This is a genomic window from Massilia sp. H6 (assembly GCF_024802625.1).
GTDB lineage: Bacteria > Pseudomonadota > Gammaproteobacteria > Burkholderiales > Burkholderiaceae_D > Telluria.
Window position 1 is genome coordinate 3,034,140 of record NZ_CP103371.1, and the last position, 16,657, is coordinate 3,050,796.

Below are 16,657 nucleotides of genomic sequence, written 5' to 3' on the forward strand. Positions count from 1 at the left end.
GGACAACTATCCAGCGAAAATTCTTGCAGGAATTTCAAATGGCGGGCCGCTCGATATCGCGCAAAACCCGCGCCTGCGATGGCCTTGTTGAGCACCGCCGGCCTGGATAGATTGGTCACACGAGCTCATGCACTACGCATGGCAGTTACTGCAATCAACTATATAAGGAGCACGCGATGAAACGTTTCCTGCCCAGCCTGATCGGTGTGATTCAGCGCTTCGGGACCGGCCCGGGACGCAACTTGCTGGGCAGCGCCATGCTGGCGGCGGCGCTGGCCTTGGCGCCACTACCAGCCGACGCCCAGGTCTGGCTTACCGAGCGCTGGAGCGCGACCTGGGGCGCCGCGCCGTCCGGGCCGCCGCTTGATGCGCCCGTGCAGACTTTTACCGACCAGACGCTGCGCCTGGTGGTCCATGCCAGCATCGGCGGCAACCGGGTGCGCCTGCGCCTGTCCAACGAACTGGGCAGCCTGCCGCTGACCGTCGGCGCTGCCCGCATCGGCCTGCGCGCCGGCGGCTCGGACGTTGCCGCCGGCACCGACCGGGCGCTGAGCTTCGGCGGCCGCAGCCAGGTGACGATCCCGCCCGGCGCGCCGGTGCTGTCCGATCCGGTGGAACTGAACATTCCGCCCTTGTCCGACCTGGCGGTGAGCCTGTACCTGCCCGGCACCGTGCAGGCCAGCACCGTGCATCCACTGGCGCTGCAGACCGGTTACGTGTCGGTGCCGGGCAACTTCACGGCCGCTGCCACGCTGCCGGTCCAGCGCACCATCATGGCCTGGCCGTTTCTCAGCGCGGTCGAAGTCGACACCGCCGCAGCGGCCATCGTTGTGCTGGGCGACTCGATCACCGACGGCGCGCGCAGCACGCCCGACACCAACAACCGCTGGCCGGACTGGCTGGCGCGGCGCCTGCAGACCGGACGCGACGGCATTGCCGGCATCAACCTGCGCCCGGGCGTGGTCAACCGCGGCATCAGCGGCGACCGCCTGCTTGGCAGCGCGCCAGGCACGCTGGCTGCGCGCAGCGCGCTGGAGCGCTTCGACCGCGACGTGCTCTCCACCGCCGGGGTGCGGGTGCTGATCGTGCAGGTCGGCATCAACGATATCGGCAACAGCTCGCTTGCCAGGCCGGTCACGGCGGACGACCTGATCGCGGGCTACCGCCAGCTGATCGCCCGCGCCCACGCCAAGGGCATCCTGGTGATCGGCGCCACCTTGAGCCCGTTCGAAGGCGCCGGTTATTACTCGATTGAGAAGGACATGGTGCGGCAGGCGGTGAACAGCTGGATCCGCACCCATGACGAATTCGACGCGATACTCGATATCGACCGCATCATGCGCGACCCGGCCCGTCCGTCACGCCTGCTGCCGGCCTACGACAGCGGAGACCACCTGCATCCGAACGATCTTGGGTATCGGGCGATGGGGAGCGCGGTGCCGCTGACATGGCTGCGGCTTCTGGCGCCGGCGTCGCCCTGAGTCGCAACACCGGTCAGGGTGCAGCCACGCTACTGGCTCCATCCCGGTCTCCCCCGGTACGCGAGGCCGTCGGCAGCGGCCTGCCGGGCTTCCAGGTGCGCGACAGCGACTGCGCCTCGTCGATCTGCTCGGGTGTCATCTGGCGCCCGATCGCGGCGCGCTGCTCGGCGGCGTTACGGTTGCCGCTGGCCGCGGCCAGGTTCCACAGCATATAGGCCAGCACCTTATCCAGCGGCATGCCTGCCTGCTGGTAGCGGTACATCAGCCCCAGCGCATGCTGGGCCGCGCCGTGCCCCTGCTCGGCCGCCTTGCGGAACCAGGTGACCGCGTGGCGCTGGTCCTGCGGCACCGAGTTGCCGGTGTAGTACATGGCGCCGACCACGTACTGGGCATCGGCCTTGCCCTGGCGGGCGGCCTTGTAGTGCCACGAAAACGCCTGCTCGTAGTCGCGTGCCACGCCGCGGCCCATGTAGTACATCAGGCCCAGCAAATGCTGCGCGTCGGCGTGGCCGGAGCGCGCCAGTGGGCCGATCTCCTTGAGTGCCAGGGCGTAGTTGCCTGCGTTGTACGCGCTCGCTCCTTCCATGAAGCCCGCGTAAGCGCTGGCATGCAGTCCGAGCGCAAGGACAATCGCTACGAAGAGTTTTTTCATGTCTCGTGCATCGAATCCGGATCTCGGCGACCCCGTGCTGCCCGTGAGGACACATTTTGTTGTCGGCGCCGACCAGTCATGTGGCTATTTCCAGTTTACCTTGCCCAAGCCGTCAAGGCTCAGCTTGCGATTGACCGGCTTGCCATGCACCGTCACCGACCCCATGCCCGACAGTGTCAGGTTGGCGCTGTCCCTGGCATTGACTGCCGCATTGCCCAGCCCGGACAGCTCCAGCGTGACGTGCTGCGCCGACAAACCCTGCGCATCCAGCCCCCCGAGCCCGGCAAGCTCGGCCTTGAGCTGCCTGCTGCGCCCGGACAGCGTCACATAACCGGCGCCACTGAGGTCCAGTACGACGCTTTCACTGTCGATGCCTTGCACCTTCATGCTGCCGACCCCGCCCAGACTGGCCTGGATGTCCCTGTAAATACAGGATGATACATCCATCGAACCGGCCCCATCGAGATTAAGCAGCAGCTCGTCGCCCGCGAAGCCGCTGATGCTGGTGCCGCCGACGCTCTCTGAGTTCACTTCGCGCAGGTTGGGCAGCGTCAGGTCTGCGCGCAGGCCCTTGTTGCGGCCCAGGTTGATGTGCATGCCCCGGGTCTCGGAACTGATGTCGATAGTGTCGCCGCGTTGCAGCGTGGTGGTCTTGCCAAGCAGGCGCGGATCGCCGCTCAGTACCAGCATCGGGATCGCACCCTGGCGGATCCTGAGGTCGACCACCCCGTCGACCTTGATGCGCACCACGCGGGCATCGACCTGGCGGGTTTCAGTCACTGTCTCGGGCGCGGCGAGCGCGATGTCCATGAAGCCGAGCAGCGCCGCGCATAGCGCGGCAAAGGCCACGCCTGCCCTGGATAGCTGTTTCATTGCATTGTCCATACCTCGATATCCCTGGTTGCCGGCGCGCGAGGACCGGATAGGCCAACACACGCACATGGTCGGTTGCGGCGCCGGGCGCCAGGGATCATCCTGGCGCCCGGCGCTGGCATCGTGTAACTATAGCCGGGGGCACCCCCTGCCCCACCCGCCCTGCGACGAACTGCATGAAACGCGGTGCAGGATGGCTTATGGCGGGATGAAACGCCAGGCCAGGAAGGTGGATTATGCGCCCGTCATAAGCTGAAGCGCCGACCCTGAAAAGAGTAATAATTGACATGTCTTTGCGCTACTATGCAGCGCGTGACGGCCGTGGCCGTCGCGTGGAACACACTGTAAATCGTCACTTACCGCGTACATTTTTGAGGTCAACAATGCGCATGCGCCAATACCCCGTTTTACTGGCCGGGCTCGCTTTCTCGGTCACGGCATTCGCCGCTACCGCGGACCAGTGGACCCTGCCGGTCAATGTCAAGAAGCTCGACAACGGCCTGACGGTCATCGTCACCGAAGACCACAGCTCGCCAACCGTCGGCGTCTCGGTCGTCTACCATGTGGGCATGCGCCTGGAACCGAAGAACCGCACCGGCTTCGCCCACCTGTTCGAGCACCTGATGTTCCAGGGCACCCCGAACGCCAAGAAGGGCGTGTTCGACAAGACCATCACTGGCGGCGGTGGCCGCAACAACGGTTCGACCCGTCCCGACTACACCAATTACATCGAGACCGCGCCAGTGTCGGCGCTGGAACCGATCCTGTGGCTCGAGGCCGACCGCATGAAGACACTCGACTTCAATGCCGCGACCCTGAAGAACCAGCAAGACGTGGTGAAGGAAGAGATTCGCGTGAACGTGAAGAACCAGCCTTACGGCGGCTTCTATGTGTTCGACATCAGCCAGCATGCGTTCCAGAAATGGGAAAACAACCATGACGGCTACGGCAGCTTCCAGGACCTGGAAAACGCCAGCCTGGAAGACGTGCGCGCCTTCCACCGCGATTACTACGGCCCCAACAATGCCGTGATCGCGATCGCCGGCGATGTCACGCCGGCCCAGGGCTTTGCACTGGCGCAGAAATATTTCGGCGGTATCCCGGCCCGCCCGACCCCGAAGCCAACCGACTACAGCGAAGGGCTCAACACCGCCGAGAAGCGGCTGGTGCAGAGCGATGCCCTGGCCCAGGTGCCGGCCATTGCCGCGGCCTGGAAGCTGCCGCCACGCGGTCATCGCGACCAGGCGGCCATGGCGGTGCTGGCCGAGCTGCTCGGCGGCGGCGACGCGTCCCTGTTCTATCAAGGACTGGTGAAGGGGCGCGAGATCGCGCTCAACGTCAATACCTTGTTCGGCCTGGGCGGCCCGTTCGACTACGACGGCCCGACGCTGCTGACCGTGTTCGCGCTGTACAAGCCCAACAGCAGCGCCGATGCGATGCTGAAGGCGATGGACGAGGAAATCGCCAAGGTGGCGCAACACGGCGTCGACGCCGCCACCCTCAAGCGCGTCAAGACCCGCATGCTGGCCGATTGGAACAACCAGATGGAAAGCTTCATCAACCGCGCCGACACCATGGCCAAGATGCAGGTGCTGTGGGGCGATGCGAACGTGGTCAACAAGATCCCGGGCTGGATCGACGCCGTCACGTCGGACGACATCCAGCGCGCCGTGCGCACCTACATGGTACCGACCAACCGGACCGTGATCGACCGTAAGCCGGCCGCCATGCTCGCTGCCCCGGCCGCTACCCCAGCCGTTTCCCCGGCGACGGTTCCTACCACCCCTGCGCCAGCCGGCGCTGCAAAATAAGGAGCGCATCGATGAACAAACTGATGCCACTGGCCCTGACTTCGGCCATCTTGCTGGCCTTTGCCCCGGGCGCTGCCGCGTCGGCCGCTGCCGCCGTGGAGCCATCCAGCGCCATGCCGGCCTACGGCAAGGACAAGCCGATTCCGGTGCCAAACGTCGCCAGGAAGACCCTGCCGAACGGCTTGAGCGTGTGGATCGTGCCGCGCCAGGGCCTGCCGCGCGTGGACTACGTGCTGGCGGTACGCAACGCCGGCTTCGCAGCCGATGCGCCGTCGACACCGGCCTTTGCCAGCATGCTGGCCGGCCTGCTCAGCGAAGGCAGCGCCAAGCGCGACTCGCGCGCCATCGCCGAGGCGGCGCAAGGAATGGGCGGCGAGATCGGCGCCGGCGCCTCGTCGGATGGCTTGATCGTCTCGGCCAATGCCTTGAGCTCGCAGGCCGCGCCGATGATGCAGCTGCTGGCCGAAGTGGCCCGCACGCCGGCCTTCCCGCAAAACGAAGTGGCGCTGGCCAAGGCCAATGCGTTGCAGGCGCTACGGGTTGCCGAAACCCAGCCGGCCTTCCGTGCCGAGCGCGCGGTCAACAAGGCAGTCTATGGCGAGCACCCGTATGGCCGCACTTCTCCCACGGTAGAAGCAATCAACGCGGTGACGCCGGAGATGCTGCGCGCCGAACACGCGCGCCGCATCCGCCCGGACCGCGCCCTGCTCGTGATCACCGGCCGCATCAGCCAAGCCGAAGGCATGAAGCTGGCGCAGCAGGCTTTCGGCGACTGGAAAGCCAGCGGCCAGCCACTGCCCGATACCGCTGCCGCGCCCAGCAATGCCAACCCGGCGCGCATCCTGCTGCAGCGTGACGGCAGCGTGCAGTCGACCCTGCGCCTGGGCAGCCCCGGCATCGCCGCCAGCGCCGACGACCAGATTGCGCTGCGCCTGGCCAGCACCATCCTGGGCGGCGGCTTCTCGAGCCGCGTCAACACCAACCTGCGCGAAGAAAAGGGCTATACCTACGGCGCCTCGGCGGGCGCACGCATGAACCGTGCCGGCGGCGCCATCGTCGGCGGCGCGGACGTGCGCAACGAGGTCACCGGTGCGGCCCTGAGCGAATACCTCGGCGAATACCAGCGCATCGGAACCGAACTGGTCCCGCCCAAGGAAATGGAGATGAACAAACGTTATGTCGCGGGCAGCTACATGATCAGCAACCAGCTGCAGCGCGCCGTCGCCGGCACCCTGGCGCAGAACTGGCTGGTCGGCCTGCCGCCCGAGTTCCTGGGCCAATATGTGCCGCGCATCCTGAAGGTCTCGCCGGAACAGGTGCGCGACGTATCGAAGCGGTATTTCTCGCCCGAGCGCCAGTCGATCGTGGTCGTGGGCGACAAGGCTGCGCTGGGCGAGCAGCTCAAGGCGTTCGGGGAATTTTCGGTGCAGGAAAAATAAGGCGCCAGCCCGCCTTGTTTCAAAGGCTAGCCTGGCGCCAGTTGCCGGGCTAGCCTTTCAGCGCCCGTTCAAGGTCGCCCAGCTCGGCCGGCTTGACCAGATGGGCGTCGAACCCGGCTTCCATCGCACGCCGGCGGTCTTCCGGCGAGCCGTAGCCGGTATGGGCCACCAGGCGAATGCCGGCCAGCGCGGGATTTCTCTTGATGCGGCGCGCGACCTCGTAGCCGTCGATACCAGGCAGGCCGATGTCGAGCACGATCACCTGCGGTCTGTGGTGCAGCGCTAGCGACTCGATCTGCGAGGCGTCCGAGCTCGCCCAGGTCTGGTAGCCCATCTCGGCCAGCAGGAAGCCCATCATCTCCATCGCGTCGACATTGTCGTCGACCAGCAGCACGCGCATGCCGCTGCCGCCGGCGTCGGCGGCCGGATCGCAGGCCAGCGCCGGCGCGACCGTGCCCAGGCGCAGCAGCGGCAGCTCCACCGAGAATGTGCTGCCCATCCCGATGCCCGGGCTTTCGGCCGTCAGGCGCCCGCCATGCAGTTCGAGCAGGTGGGCGACCAGCGACAGGCCGATGCCCAGGCCTTCGGGCGCGCGGTCGGGCGGCACATCGACCTGGGCGAACATGCCGAAGATGCGCGGCAGGTTGTCCTCGGCGATGCCGATACCGTTATCGTGCACCGAGATCTTTACCTGCCCTGCGTCCGCCACCCCTGCCGTCACGCTCGCGAGCACGGTGATGTCACCCCCTTGCGGCGTGAACTTGGCGGCGTTGTGCAGCAGATTTCCGATCGACTGGGCCAGGCGCACCGGATCGCCCGAGACCCAGACCTCTTGCTCCGGCAGCCTGACGTCGAGCCGGTGGCGGCGCGCCGCGATCAGCGGGCCGGCCGTCTCGATGGCCTGGTGGACCACGGTGCCAAGGTTGACGTCCTCGCGGCGCAGGACGATCTTGCCTTCCGAGATGCGGGCCACGTCCAGCAAATCGTCGACCAGGTGCGCCAGGTGATCCACCTGGCGCGTGATGACTTCGCGCGCGCGCGCCTGGCGCTCGTTGATCTGCCCCGCGCTGCCGTCGCCCGACGTCCCGAGCAGCGCCGCCGCATTGCGGATCGGGCTGAGCGGATTGCGCAGTTCGTGCGCCAAGGTGGCCAGGAACTGGTTCTTGTTGCGGTCGGCGGCGCGCAGCAGCGCCTCCATTTCCCTGCGGCTGGTGATGTCGCTGGTGACGCGCGCGACGCGATAGACGTCGCCGCGCGTGCCACGCACCGGAAACAAACGGTCGCGCACCCAGCGTGTCTTGCCGTCCTGGCCGATCACGCGGCATTCCTCGTCGTAATGCGGCGCCAGCGCCAGCTGATTCCAGCGCTGCGCCATGCGAGAGCGGTCGTCGGGATGAACCGCGTCGAGCCAGTCCATGGGCTGCACGCGCAGGGAATCGACGCTGCGCCCCCACAGGGTCGGATAGGCCGGGCTGACATAAACCAGCGCGGCATCGGGTACGGTGAACATCCAGAACACGTCGTCGATGTTGTCGGTGATCTGGCGGAAGCGCTCTTCGCTGTCGCGCAGTTCGCCCTGGGTCTGGCGCATGCGCACCAGCGCATTGACGTTCGCGATCAGCTCGTCGGCCTCGATCGGCGCGGCCAGGTAGTTGTCGGCGCCGCCTTCCAGGCCGCGAATCTTGTCGGCGCGCCCGGTGAGCGCGGCCGAGGTCTGCAAGACCAGTACCATGCTGCTGTCCGGATTGGCCTTGATGCGCCGGCACACTTCGATGCCGTTAATATCTGGCAGTTTTACATCCAGTAATACCAGCGCGGGATGCTGTTGCTGGACCATCTCGAGCGCATCGGTGCCGTTGGCTGCCTCGATTACCTCGAAGCCAGCGCTTTGCAGGATCCGGGTCTTGGCGTAGCGCGCGCCGTCGTTGTCGTCCACGTTGAGAATCAGGGGCATCTTGGTCGGATGGGAATTCATTCGTTCGTTCCATGGGAACCATCCGCGCACGGATGGCGGCGCGGCAGTTCGAGTGAGAAGGTCGATCCGCTACCTTCCTGGCTGGTGACCAGGACCCGGCCGCCGAGCAGGTCGGCCAGCTTGCGGCACAGCGGCAGACCCAGGCCGGTACCCTTGCTGCGCCGCTGCAGCGGGTGCTCGATCTGGCTGAATTCTTCGAAAATCAGTTGCAGGTTGTCGGCGCTGATGCCGATGCCGGTATCGGTCACATCGAAGCGGATGGTGCCGGCCGCGGCATCCTCGCTGGCCGTCACGCGAACCGAACCGCTTTCGGTGAATTTCAATGCGTTCGAGATGAAATTGCGCAGGATTTGCGAAATCATGCCTTCATCGGAATCGAACGGCTGCGCCACCTCGTCGGCTTCGAATACCAGTTCTACCCTGGTCTCGTCGACCAGCGGGCGCAGCATGCCCTTGAGCGCACGGAACAAGTGGTCGACCACCACCGGCTCGAGATGCACCTCGACCTTGCCGGCCTCGATCTTGGCCAGGTCGAGCAGGTCATTTACCAGTTCGGACAGGTCGCGCGCCGCGCTGGCGATGAACTGCACCTGGCGCTCCTGCTCGACGCTCAGTTCACCGTCCATGCGATCGAGCAGCAACTGGGCCAGTGCCCGGATCGACGACAGCGGCGTGCGCAGCTCGTGGCTGGTGTTGGACAGGAAGCGCGACTTCATTTCGTCGGCGCGGCGCAAGCGCTCGGCCTTGTCTTCGATCTCGGCGTACAGCGCAACGATGCCGCGATTGGTGTCTTCGAGTTCGCGCGTGAGCGACATCAGGTCTTCCTGACGCTCGCGCAATTCGGACAGCGTAGCCACCAGTTCCTGGTTCTGCAGCTGCAGTTCGTGCAGCGGATTGGCCACGGGGGTATCGGCCAGGAGGGTACTGATCTCCAGCAGCCTGGCGCGGCTGATGGCCGTCCCGCGCGTCAGGTACTTGCGCATGCTGACCTTGCCGATGCCGCCGCCAGCGACCGGCTCGGATTCGCACTCGTCCATCAGGCGCTGCGCCGTGACCAGGGCCGGTCCGGGCGCCGAGAGCGTACCGGCATCGGCGTGCGGCGCCTGGCGCAGCAGCGCACGCGGCCCGGTGCCGGCGAAGATGCTCACTTCCAGATACTGGCGCTCGTCCTGGTCGTCGAAGGTAAAACCCGCGCGCCCGCCGCGGCCCTGGTGGCAGGCGCTGCGCGCGACTTCGGACACCGCGGTACCGATACGCACCTGGTCCTGTTGCGAAAATCCCAGCAGCGCCGACAGCTGGCGGGCCCGCTGGCGTACCTGCACCACGTCCTCGTCGTTGTCGAGGGCGACGTTGAGGATGCGCTGGACGCTCACCCGGCAGCTCCCACGCCGTGCGCAGCTGCGTGGCCCAGCCGGCGCACCACCAGCACCATCGCATCGTCGCGGCGGCGGATGAAGTCGCGCATCAGCACGGCCGCGATCAGCGCCGGGCTATGCCCCTGCAAGCCTGGATACTTGTCCAGGTCCCACTGGGTCGAGATACCATCGGAGTGCAGGATGCAGATCGCGCCCGGTGGGAACGGTACGGTGAATCCCTGCACCTTGCGCATGTTGTGGCCGACGATGCCGTTGTGCGACACCAGTGCGCGCCGTGTGTCGTGGTACACGTAGCCGGCAATGTTGCCAATGCCGGCATAGTGCAGTTCTGAGGCAGCGAAATCGAGGCGCGCCACCGCCAGTGCAGCGCCGCGCGTACCGCGCAGCGCTTCGTGCGTGGCGTGGACCGCGTCAGCGGCGTTCAGTGGAGGTGCCGGCTTGTCGAACACCCCGATCGCTGCAGCCGAGGCGCGCGCCGCGTTCGGGCCATGCCCGAGTCCGTCGGAAGCGAGCACCATCGCGCCGCCGTCGTCGCAGCGGACCGCCCAGCCATCGCCGCATTCGTCTTCGCCGGCCAGCGGCGTCATGAGCGCGCCCACGTCGACGCCACACGCATCGGGCGCCGGGGCCGTGCTCCACAGCCGCATGAAAAAGACCGAGCCCTTGCCGGGCTGCGAATAGACGTCGAATTCATCCGCCTGGCGCCGCATGGCGCCCAGGCCGGTACCGGCGGTGCCGGCGGTCGAGACGCCATCGACCAGGCTGGCCGCCAGGTCGGCGATGCCGGGCCCCTCGTCGAGCGCCAGCACGTCGATGCCGACGCCCGCGCTCGACTGGGAGGGCCCGATATGGATCACGCCGCGGTCCGCGTGCTTGAGGATGTTGGTGGCCGCTTCAGTAACGATCAGGGCCAGTTTCCCGGCCCGGATGTCATCAAAACCGAGACTGTCCGCCAGCCGCTGCCCTTCCCTGCGCGCTGCCGCGACATCGCTGGCGTGCTCGATCGAACACACCAGCTGCGGTGTCAATGAACTGATCATCGTTTCCATTTACTTACCAATACCGCTGTTCCTTCGCCGAAACGGCTGTCGACCTCGAATTCGTCGACCAGGCGCCGGGAACCGCCAAACCCGAGACCCAGGCCGCCGCCGGTGGTGAAGCCGTCGCGCAGCGCGCTGTCGACATCGGCAATGCCGGGACCGGCGTCGACGAAGATCAGGCTGATGCCCTTGCGCACGCCATCGTTGAGATCATCGAGATGCGCTTGCCCGCCACCGCCGTACTTGATCGTGTTGCGCGCCAATTCGCTCGCCGCCGTGACCAGCTTGGTCTGGTCGACCAGCGACAGCGCGATCGCCACGGCGCGTTCGCGCACCTGTTTGCGCAGTCCCACGACATCCTCGTCCGAGCGCAGGCGCAGCGTCACACGCCCGGTGCGCTGCTGGCGATGAAGCTCCAGCAGTTCGGTCTCGAACAGGACTGCATTGGTTTGCGCGTCGCCCATCAGCCGAGATTCTTTCCTAACAACGCCATGCCTTTTTCGACGTTGAGCGCGGTCTTCACGCCATGCAGCGTCAGGCCGAGTTCGACCAGGGTAATGGCCACGGCCGGCTGCATGCCAACCACCACGGTCTGGGCGTCGAGCACGCGTGCCATCGCCGCGGTGTTGCTGATCATGCGGCCGATGAAGGAATCGACCAGGTCGAGCGCCGAAATATCGATCAGCACGCCCTTGGCGGCATCGCGCACGATGCGCTGGGTCAGGTCGTCCTGCAGCGTCATCGCGAGGCGGTCGTGCATGTCGACCTGAATCGTCACCAGCAGCAGGTCGCCCATGCGAAGGATAGGAATCCGTTCCATGTCGGGCTTATGCCTTGTTGGTGATGATGGTGGTGCCGGTGCGCTCGAGCGCGACCATGAAGGCATCGGCCAGCGTCGCCTTGGTGACCACGTCTTCCAGGTTCACGCCCAGGTGCACGATGGTCTGGGCGATCTGTGGACGGATGCCGCTGATGATGCAGTCGGCACCCATCAGGCGCGCCGCCGCGATGGTCTTCATCAGGTGCTGCGCCACCAGGGTGTCCACGGTCGGCACGCCGGTGATGTCGATGATGGCGATCACGGCGCCGGTGTCGACGATCTTTTGCAGGATGTTTTCCATCACCACCTGGGTGCGTGCCGAGTCCAGCGTGCCGATCAGCGGCAGCGCCAGGATGCCGTTCCACAGCTTGACGACCGGCGTGGACAGCTCGAGCAACTCCTGCTGCTGGCGCACGATGATCTGGTCTTTGGTCTTCTGGAACATTTCGATGGTGTACAGGCCGAGCTGGTCCAGCAGGGTGCTGACCAGCCAGGAAGCGCCGGCCAGGCCTTGTGGATCGTCGGCGAAACCATTGCGCAGGCGCGCGAACACCGGCTGCTTGAACGAGAACACGAAGGTAGCGGTGTCGCTCGGCGTCGAACCCGACTTGGCGCGCGAGGACGAAATTTCGGCCAGCAGGTCGCGCACCTCGTCCCACGAGCGGTGCTCGATATTTTCAAGTTCGCCGCCACGGGTGGCGGTAATGAAGGCAGCCAGGAACTGCTGGGTGTGGCTGCGCAACTGCTCGCGCGATGCGCTGGTACCGCGCACCATCAGCGATTCGAGCTGGGCCAGCCATTCGGCGCCGATAGGAGCTTGTTCCTGCTGCAGCAACTGGCTGATGTGGCTCGCGAGATCGGTCGTCGTCATCTTCATTTCCCTTGTCGAATATGGATTATTGTCGACACCGCGCCTGGAGTTAGCGCAGTGTCATTAGAATTCTTTTAAACGGCCAACTATACCATTTGACCAGCAGCATTGACGGCTCTATTGGATTGGTTAAAAGCACAATCTGATCTGTGGTGGAAAAATGGGGCAATTGAAGGTTATCGCAGAGCAAAAATGCAGTGCATTTGCGGGTTAGCCTGCCCTGCGGCGTCCTGCTCGATTCCGGCCGGTGCGCGACGTCGCCCAGCGGGTTAGCGTCCATCGCAATACGGCATTTCGCTGGCGCCATCGCTTTCTGGAGCGGGTTCAAGCACACCGCGAGGTCGTCGCCGAATACCTTGACGGCGACATCGCTGCGCACGCCGGAAATGAGTTCATTGACGCGCAGCTGAATTGGCTGGCTGAACTCGTAGCGATAGCCCGGCAGTTGCTCGAGCGTGTGTTGTATGGCGGCCAGCAATTGCTTGCGGCTCTACCGGGGCGCCGGCCAATCGCGTTCGGGCTTGAGCATGATAATACTGTCCGCTACGTTCGGTGGCAGCGGGTCGGACGCGATGTCGGCCGTGCCGATGCGCGCGATTACCCGTGCGATCTCAGGAAAGCCACGCAGCAGCGTCGTGTCGATTTGCTGCAGCACGCCGCGTGAACCGCTCGTCAATCGCTTTTGAAAGGTCTTCCGCCAGAATTGGACGGGGAATTTTGTCTTATTTACTTCGTAATTTTCGGCACGAGCCGGGTTTTCAGCACGCGTCCTGTTTTCTTGTCCGTCACGAAAATCAGCAAGTGCCCCTTGCCGTACTTGCTTTCCACTGTCGGCGGTCCGACCACGTAGGCAGGATCCTCGTCGTAATCGGCATAGCCTGTCGGTGTGCCGAGCAACTGCTTGACACGCTCCGCCGTGAGCTCGTCCGCCGGATGTTTGGTAAGGAAGGAGGCCAACATTTTTCCGCGCTCGACTTGGGATGCTATGGCCCATGACTGCTGAGTGAACTCTCGTTGGCCTAGCATGCGCGCCTGTTCGACAACCGGTAAGCGGTTGCAGCCGACCATCAGAAGCGTGAAGATGACGAAAGCAAGTAGAGTGCGCATAAACTATTCGCTCAGAACACGTAGTTTTCCAGTTCGCAGCGCAGTCATGCAGCGGGCGCTGAGACTTGCATTTGTTCCTGTTAAAAGGCCGATGCCAAGCCCGATCCGGTTATTATGCAAGTCCATCCGTTTTTCTTCGAGTCTATTTTTGGGTGACGATTCATGTGCAGTGGTGAACCTGGTTGCGTTATGGAAGCCCAAGTCTCGTGCCAAGATCGCTGACCAAAAGCAGTGGCGAAAAGCATCGGATTTATCATTCTGCCTATTTCGCCTGAAGATCCGTATCGTTTCTGCAAATGCAAGTTCGCGAGAATCCTTGAGGATCATTGCATGATGTGGGTTACTGCTCAGGTAAGCTTTCTCCTGACGCGTCAGCTCTTCGTAATGCTCGTAAAGCGTTGTCATATGCCCTCCTTCGTGATGAGAACGGCTCTGCCTACCCCTTGCGTATGCAGAGCACAGCAATCATTACGTCGAATGCAGCGGAGCCAGTTGGCGCCACGCAATCGATAGCGCAACGAAAAGCGCAGCGCGGACTTCCGTTGGTTGACATCAGTAGATTGAAAAAAAACCGCCAGGCTCACGCACTGGCGGTTTTTTCTGGAGCGGCGAACCGCTCAGGCTAACCGCAAAATTACTGCGCCGCGCCCTCAGCCGGATCGGCAGCCTTCATCGACAGCTTCAGGCGGCCGCGCTCGTCGGTCTCGAGGACCTTGACGCGCACTTGCTGGCCTTCTTTCAGGTAGTCGGCGACGGCGTTGACACGCTCGTTGGCGATCTGCGAGATGTGCAGCAGGCCGTCCTTGCCTGGCATGACCTGGACGATGGCGCCGAAGTCGAGCAGCTTGAGCACGGTGCCGTCATAGGTCTTGCCCACTTCGACCGACGCGGTCAGCTCTTCGATGCGGCGCTTGGCTTCCTGGCCGGCGGCGGCGTCGACCGATGCGATGGTCACGATGCCTTCGTCGGTGATGTCGATCTGGGTGCCGGTTTCTTCGGTCAGCGCGCGGATCACGGCGCCGCCCTTGCCGATCACGTCACGGATCTTTTCCGGGTTGATGCGCACGGTGATCAGGCGCGGTGCGAAGTCCGACAGTTCGGTCTTCACGGTCGGCATGGCCTTCTGCATTTCGCCCAGGATGTGCTGGCGGGCTTCCTTGGCTTGCGCCAGTGCCACCTGCATGATTTCCTTGGTGATGCCCTGGATCTTGATGTCCATCTGCAGCGCAGTGATACCGGCTGGCGTACCCGCCACCTTGAAGTCCATGTCGCCGAGGTGGTCTTCGTCACCCAGAATGTCGGTCAGGACGGCGAACTTGCCGCCTTCCTTGATCAGGCCCATCGCGATGCCGGCGACGTGCGCCTTCATCGGCACGCCCGCATCCATCAGTGCCAGGCAGCCGCCGCAGACCGACGCCATCGACGACGAGCCGTTGGACTCGGTGATTTCCGACACCAGGCGCACCGAGTAGCTGAAATCTTCAGGGTTGGGCAGCGCCGCGACCAGCGCGCGCTTGGCCAGGCGGCCGTGGCCGATTTCGCGGCGCTTCGGGGTGCCTACACGGCCGGTTTCGCCGGTGGCGAACGGAGGCATGTTGTAGTGCATCATGAAGTCGTCGGTGTACTCGCCCATCAGGGCGTCGATCTTCTGGCTGTCGCGCGCGGTGCCGAGGGTGGCAATGACCAGCGCCTGGGTTTCGCCGCGGGTGAACAGGGCCGAACCATGGGTACGCGGCAGCACGCTGCTGCGGATCTCGATCGGACGCACGGTGCGGGTGTCGCGGCCGTCGATGCGTGGCTCGCCATTGAGGATCTGCGAACGCACGACCTTGGATTCCATGTCGAACAGGATATTGCCGACGTCGCCAGAATCGGCGCTCACGCCCTGGCTTGCCAGGGCAGCCATGACTTCCGACGAGAGCGACTTGAGCTTTTGCTGGCGGCTCGATTTTTCGCGGGTCTGGTAGGCGTCACGGATCTTTTCCGAGGCCAGGTCGTTCACGCGGGCGATCAGTTCTTCGTTCTTCGGTGCCGGCGACCATTCGACTTCCGGCTTGCCGCCTTCGGCGACCAGGTCGTGGATCGCGTCGATCACGACACGCATCTGGTCGTGGCCGAAGACGACCGCGCCGAGCATGACTTCTTCGGACAGTTGCTGGGCTTCCGATTCCACCATCAGGACGGCGGTTTCGGTACCTGCCACGACCAGGTCCATCAGCGAGGTCTTGAGCTCGGTGGTGGTCGGGTTCAGGATGTACTGGCCGTTCGCGTAGCCGACGCGCGCGGCGCCGATCGGGCCGCTGAACGGGATGCCAGCGATGCACAGCGCAGCCGAGGCGCCGATCATGGCAGGGATGTCCGGATCGATTTCAGGATTGACCGACAGCACGTGGATGATGACCTGCACTTCGTTCAGGTAGCCTTCCGGGAACAGCGGGCGGATCGGACGGTCGATCAGGCGCGAGGTCAGCGTTTCTTTTTCGGACGGACGGCCTTCGCGCTTGAAGAAGCCACCCGGGATCTTGCCGGCTGCGTAGGTTTTCTCGATGTAGTCGACGGTCAGCGGGAAGAAATCCTGGCCCGGCTTGGCGTCCTTGCGTGCAACCACGGTTGCCAGCACGACGGTATCTTCGACCGACACGAGCACGGCGCCGCTGGCCTGGCGCGCGATTTCACCCGTCTCCAGGGTGACCGTGTGTTGACCGTACTGGAAGGTTTTCGTAACTTTGTTAAACATGGGTAAATCCCTTTCATTTTGCCGACAGATTTTCAGGAGCTGTCGTTCACCTCACCACAGGGCGGTAACACTTTCCGCCATTACCGCAAACAACAAGACTGCATACGACTAAAACGAAAAATGCCCGCGACAGCAAGCTGGCGCAGGCATTTCCTGACTAAACCGTCAGACCCAAGCGATTACTTACGCAGGCCGAGTTTGGCGATCAGGTCGCGGTAACGGGTTGCATCCTTGCTTTTCAGGTAGGACAGCAGGCTCTTACGGCGGTTGACCATCATGATCAGACCACGACGCGAGTGGTGATCCTTCTTGTGCGCCTTGAAGTGGCCGTTCAGTTCGTTGATGCGCGCGGTCAGCAGTGCAACCTGGACTTCCGGCGAACCGGTATCGTTCTGGCCACGTGCGTTGTCCGCGATGATCGCGGCTTTGTCGATATTTTCTACGGTCATGATGTTACCTTTCACATGCGGTGCAT

The 16,657-nt window shown here is 64.2% G+C and carries 15 protein-coding genes and 1 pseudogene; 3 read left to right on the top strand and 13 right to left on the bottom strand.

What is annotated here, in order from left to right:
• Positions 1–176: 176 nt before the first annotated feature.
• Positions 177–1,481, top strand: coding sequence for an SGNH/GDSL hydrolase family protein (locus tag NRS07_RS13590; protein WP_259207780.1), 1,305 nt, complete (start codon positions 177–179; stop codon positions 1,479–1,481).
• Positions 1,482–1,494: 13 nt separating this feature from the next.
• Here NRS07_RS13590 and NRS07_RS13595 read toward each other — a convergent pair whose 3' ends face one another.
• Positions 1,495–2,133: a tetratricopeptide repeat protein gene (locus tag NRS07_RS13595; RefSeq protein ID WP_259207782.1), complete on the bottom strand. Its 639-nt coding sequence runs from the start codon at positions 2,131–2,133 to the stop codon at positions 1,495–1,497.
• Between the two features lie 84 nt (positions 2,134–2,217).
• A complete protein-coding gene (locus NRS07_RS13600; RefSeq protein ID WP_259207784.1) occupies positions 2,218–3,006 on the bottom strand; it encodes a DUF2807 domain-containing protein in 789 nt (262 codons plus the stop codon).
• Positions 3,007–3,395: 389 nt separating this feature from the next.
• On the opposite strand from NRS07_RS13600, the gene NRS07_RS13605 reads away from it, so the two are divergent.
• Together NRS07_RS13605 and NRS07_RS13610 are read left to right on the top strand one after the other, a co-directional pair.
• A complete protein-coding gene (locus NRS07_RS13605; RefSeq protein ID WP_259207786.1) occupies positions 3,396–4,817 on the top strand; it encodes a pitrilysin family protein in 1,422 nt (473 codons plus the stop codon).
• A gap of 11 nt (positions 4,818–4,828) precedes the next feature.
• Positions 4,829–6,256, top strand: a complete 1,428-nt coding sequence (locus tag NRS07_RS13610) for a pitrilysin family protein (RefSeq protein ID WP_259207788.1) — start codon at positions 4,829–4,831, stop codon at positions 6,254–6,256.
• Positions 6,257–6,305: 49 nt separating this feature from the next.
• Here the strand turns inward: NRS07_RS13610 and NRS07_RS13615 are convergent, their stop codons facing one another.
• The 11 genes and pseudogenes from NRS07_RS13615 to rpsO all read right to left on the bottom strand — a co-directional run bounded on the left by NRS07_RS13615 (position 6,306) and on the right by rpsO (position 16,631).
• Complete coding sequence (locus NRS07_RS13615; RefSeq protein WP_259207790.1) at positions 6,306–8,231, bottom strand: response regulator; 1,926 nt, start codon at positions 8,229–8,231, stop codon at positions 6,306–6,308.
• Positions 8,228–9,604, bottom strand: coding sequence for a sensor histidine kinase (locus NRS07_RS13620; RefSeq protein WP_259207792.1), 1,377 nt, complete (start codon positions 9,602–9,604; stop codon positions 8,228–8,230). Before NRS07_RS13620 ends, NRS07_RS13615 begins: the two co-directional genes overlap by 4 nt.
• The gene (locus NRS07_RS13625; protein ID WP_259207794.1) at positions 9,601–10,656 is read right to left on the bottom strand and encodes an ATP-binding SpoIIE family protein phosphatase; all 1,056 of its coding nucleotides are present in this window, start codon (positions 10,654–10,656) and stop codon (positions 9,601–9,603) included. Before NRS07_RS13625 ends, NRS07_RS13620 begins: the two co-directional genes overlap by 4 nt.
• The gene (locus tag NRS07_RS13630) at positions 10,644–11,111 is read right to left on the bottom strand and encodes an ATP-binding protein (RefSeq protein WP_259207796.1); all 468 of its coding nucleotides are present in this window, start codon (positions 11,109–11,111) and stop codon (positions 10,644–10,646) included. Before NRS07_RS13630 ends, NRS07_RS13625 begins: the two co-directional genes overlap by 13 nt.
• Positions 11,111–11,467 carry an STAS domain-containing protein gene (locus tag NRS07_RS13635; protein ID WP_259207798.1) on the bottom strand — a complete coding sequence of 119 codons (357 nt, stop codon included), beginning with the start codon at positions 11,465–11,467 and terminating at the stop codon, positions 11,111–11,113. Before NRS07_RS13635 ends, NRS07_RS13630 begins: the two co-directional genes overlap by 1 nt.
• A 7-nt stretch (positions 11,468–11,474) precedes the next feature.
• Positions 11,475–12,338 carry an STAS domain-containing protein gene (locus tag NRS07_RS13640; protein ID WP_259207801.1) on the bottom strand — a complete coding sequence of 288 codons (864 nt, stop codon included), beginning with the start codon at positions 12,336–12,338 and terminating at the stop codon, positions 11,475–11,477.
• 301 nt (positions 12,339–12,639) lie between these two features.
• Positions 12,640–12,987 (bottom strand): annotated as a pseudogene (locus NRS07_RS13645) (efflux RND transporter permease subunit); the annotation flags it as partial.
• Between the two features lie 77 nt (positions 12,988–13,064).
• Entirely contained in the window at positions 13,065–13,445 is a 381-nt protein-coding gene (locus NRS07_RS13650; protein ID WP_259207802.1) for a hypothetical protein, read from the bottom strand.
• 3 nt (positions 13,446–13,448) lie between these two features.
• Complete coding sequence (locus tag NRS07_RS13655; protein WP_259207803.1) at positions 13,449–13,850, bottom strand: hypothetical protein; 402 nt, start codon at positions 13,848–13,850, stop codon at positions 13,449–13,451.
• A gap of 229 nt (positions 13,851–14,079) precedes the next feature.
• Positions 14,080–16,182: a polyribonucleotide nucleotidyltransferase gene (gene pnp, locus NRS07_RS13660; RefSeq protein WP_259207805.1), complete on the bottom strand. Its 2,103-nt coding sequence runs from the start codon at positions 16,180–16,182 to the stop codon at positions 14,080–14,082.
• A gap of 179 nt (positions 16,183–16,361) precedes the next feature.
• The gene (gene rpsO, locus NRS07_RS13665; protein ID WP_259207806.1) at positions 16,362–16,631 is read right to left on the bottom strand and encodes a 30S ribosomal protein S15; all 270 of its coding nucleotides are present in this window, start codon (positions 16,629–16,631) and stop codon (positions 16,362–16,364) included.
• Positions 16,632–16,657: the final 26 nt, after the last annotated feature.

What these genes read in the sequence shown, in the direction of transcription:
- NRS07_RS13590 (WP_259207780.1), top strand. Translation starts at nt 177, where the DNA reads ATGAAACGTTTCCTGCCCAGCCTGATCGGTGTGATTCAGCGCTTCGGG.
- NRS07_RS13595 (WP_259207782.1), bottom strand. Translation starts at nt 2,133, where the DNA reads ATGAAAAAACTCTTCGTAGCGATTGTCCTTGCGCTCGGACTGCATGCC.
- NRS07_RS13600 (WP_259207784.1), bottom strand. Translation starts at nt 3,006, where the DNA reads ATGAAACAGCTATCCAGGGCAGGCGTGGCCTTTGCCGCGCTATGCGCG.
- NRS07_RS13605 (WP_259207786.1), top strand. Translation starts at nt 3,396, where the DNA reads ATGCGCCAATACCCCGTTTTACTGGCCGGGCTCGCTTTCTCGGTCACG.
- NRS07_RS13610 (WP_259207788.1), top strand. Translation starts at nt 4,829, where the DNA reads ATGAACAAACTGATGCCACTGGCCCTGACTTCGGCCATCTTGCTGGCC.
- NRS07_RS13615 (WP_259207790.1), bottom strand. Translation starts at nt 8,231, where the DNA reads ATGAATTCCCATCCGACCAAGATGCCCCTGATTCTCAACGTGGACGAC.
- NRS07_RS13625 (WP_259207794.1), bottom strand. Translation starts at nt 10,656, where the DNA reads ATGGAAACGATGATCAGTTCATTGACACCGCAGCTGGTGTGTTCGATC.
- NRS07_RS13630 (WP_259207796.1), bottom strand. Translation starts at nt 11,111, where the DNA reads ATGGGCGACGCGCAAACCAATGCAGTCCTGTTCGAGACCGAACTGCTG.
- NRS07_RS13635 (WP_259207798.1), bottom strand. Translation starts at nt 11,467, where the DNA reads ATGGAACGGATTCCTATCCTTCGCATGGGCGACCTGCTGCTGGTGACG.
- NRS07_RS13640 (WP_259207801.1), bottom strand. Translation starts at nt 12,338, where the DNA reads ATGACGACGACCGATCTCGCGAGCCACATCAGCCAGTTGCTGCAGCAG.
- NRS07_RS13650 (WP_259207802.1), bottom strand. Translation starts at nt 13,445, where the DNA reads ATGCGCACTCTACTTGCTTTCGTCATCTTCACGCTTCTGATGGTCGGC.
- NRS07_RS13655 (WP_259207803.1), bottom strand. Translation starts at nt 13,850, where the DNA reads ATGACAACGCTTTACGAGCATTACGAAGAGCTGACGCGTCAGGAGAAA.
- pnp (WP_259207805.1), bottom strand. Translation starts at nt 16,182, where the DNA reads ATGTTTAACAAAGTTACGAAAACCTTCCAGTACGGTCAACACACGGTC.
- rpsO (WP_259207806.1), bottom strand. Translation starts at nt 16,631, where the DNA reads ATGACCGTAGAAAATATCGACAAAGCCGCGATCATCGCGGACAACGCA.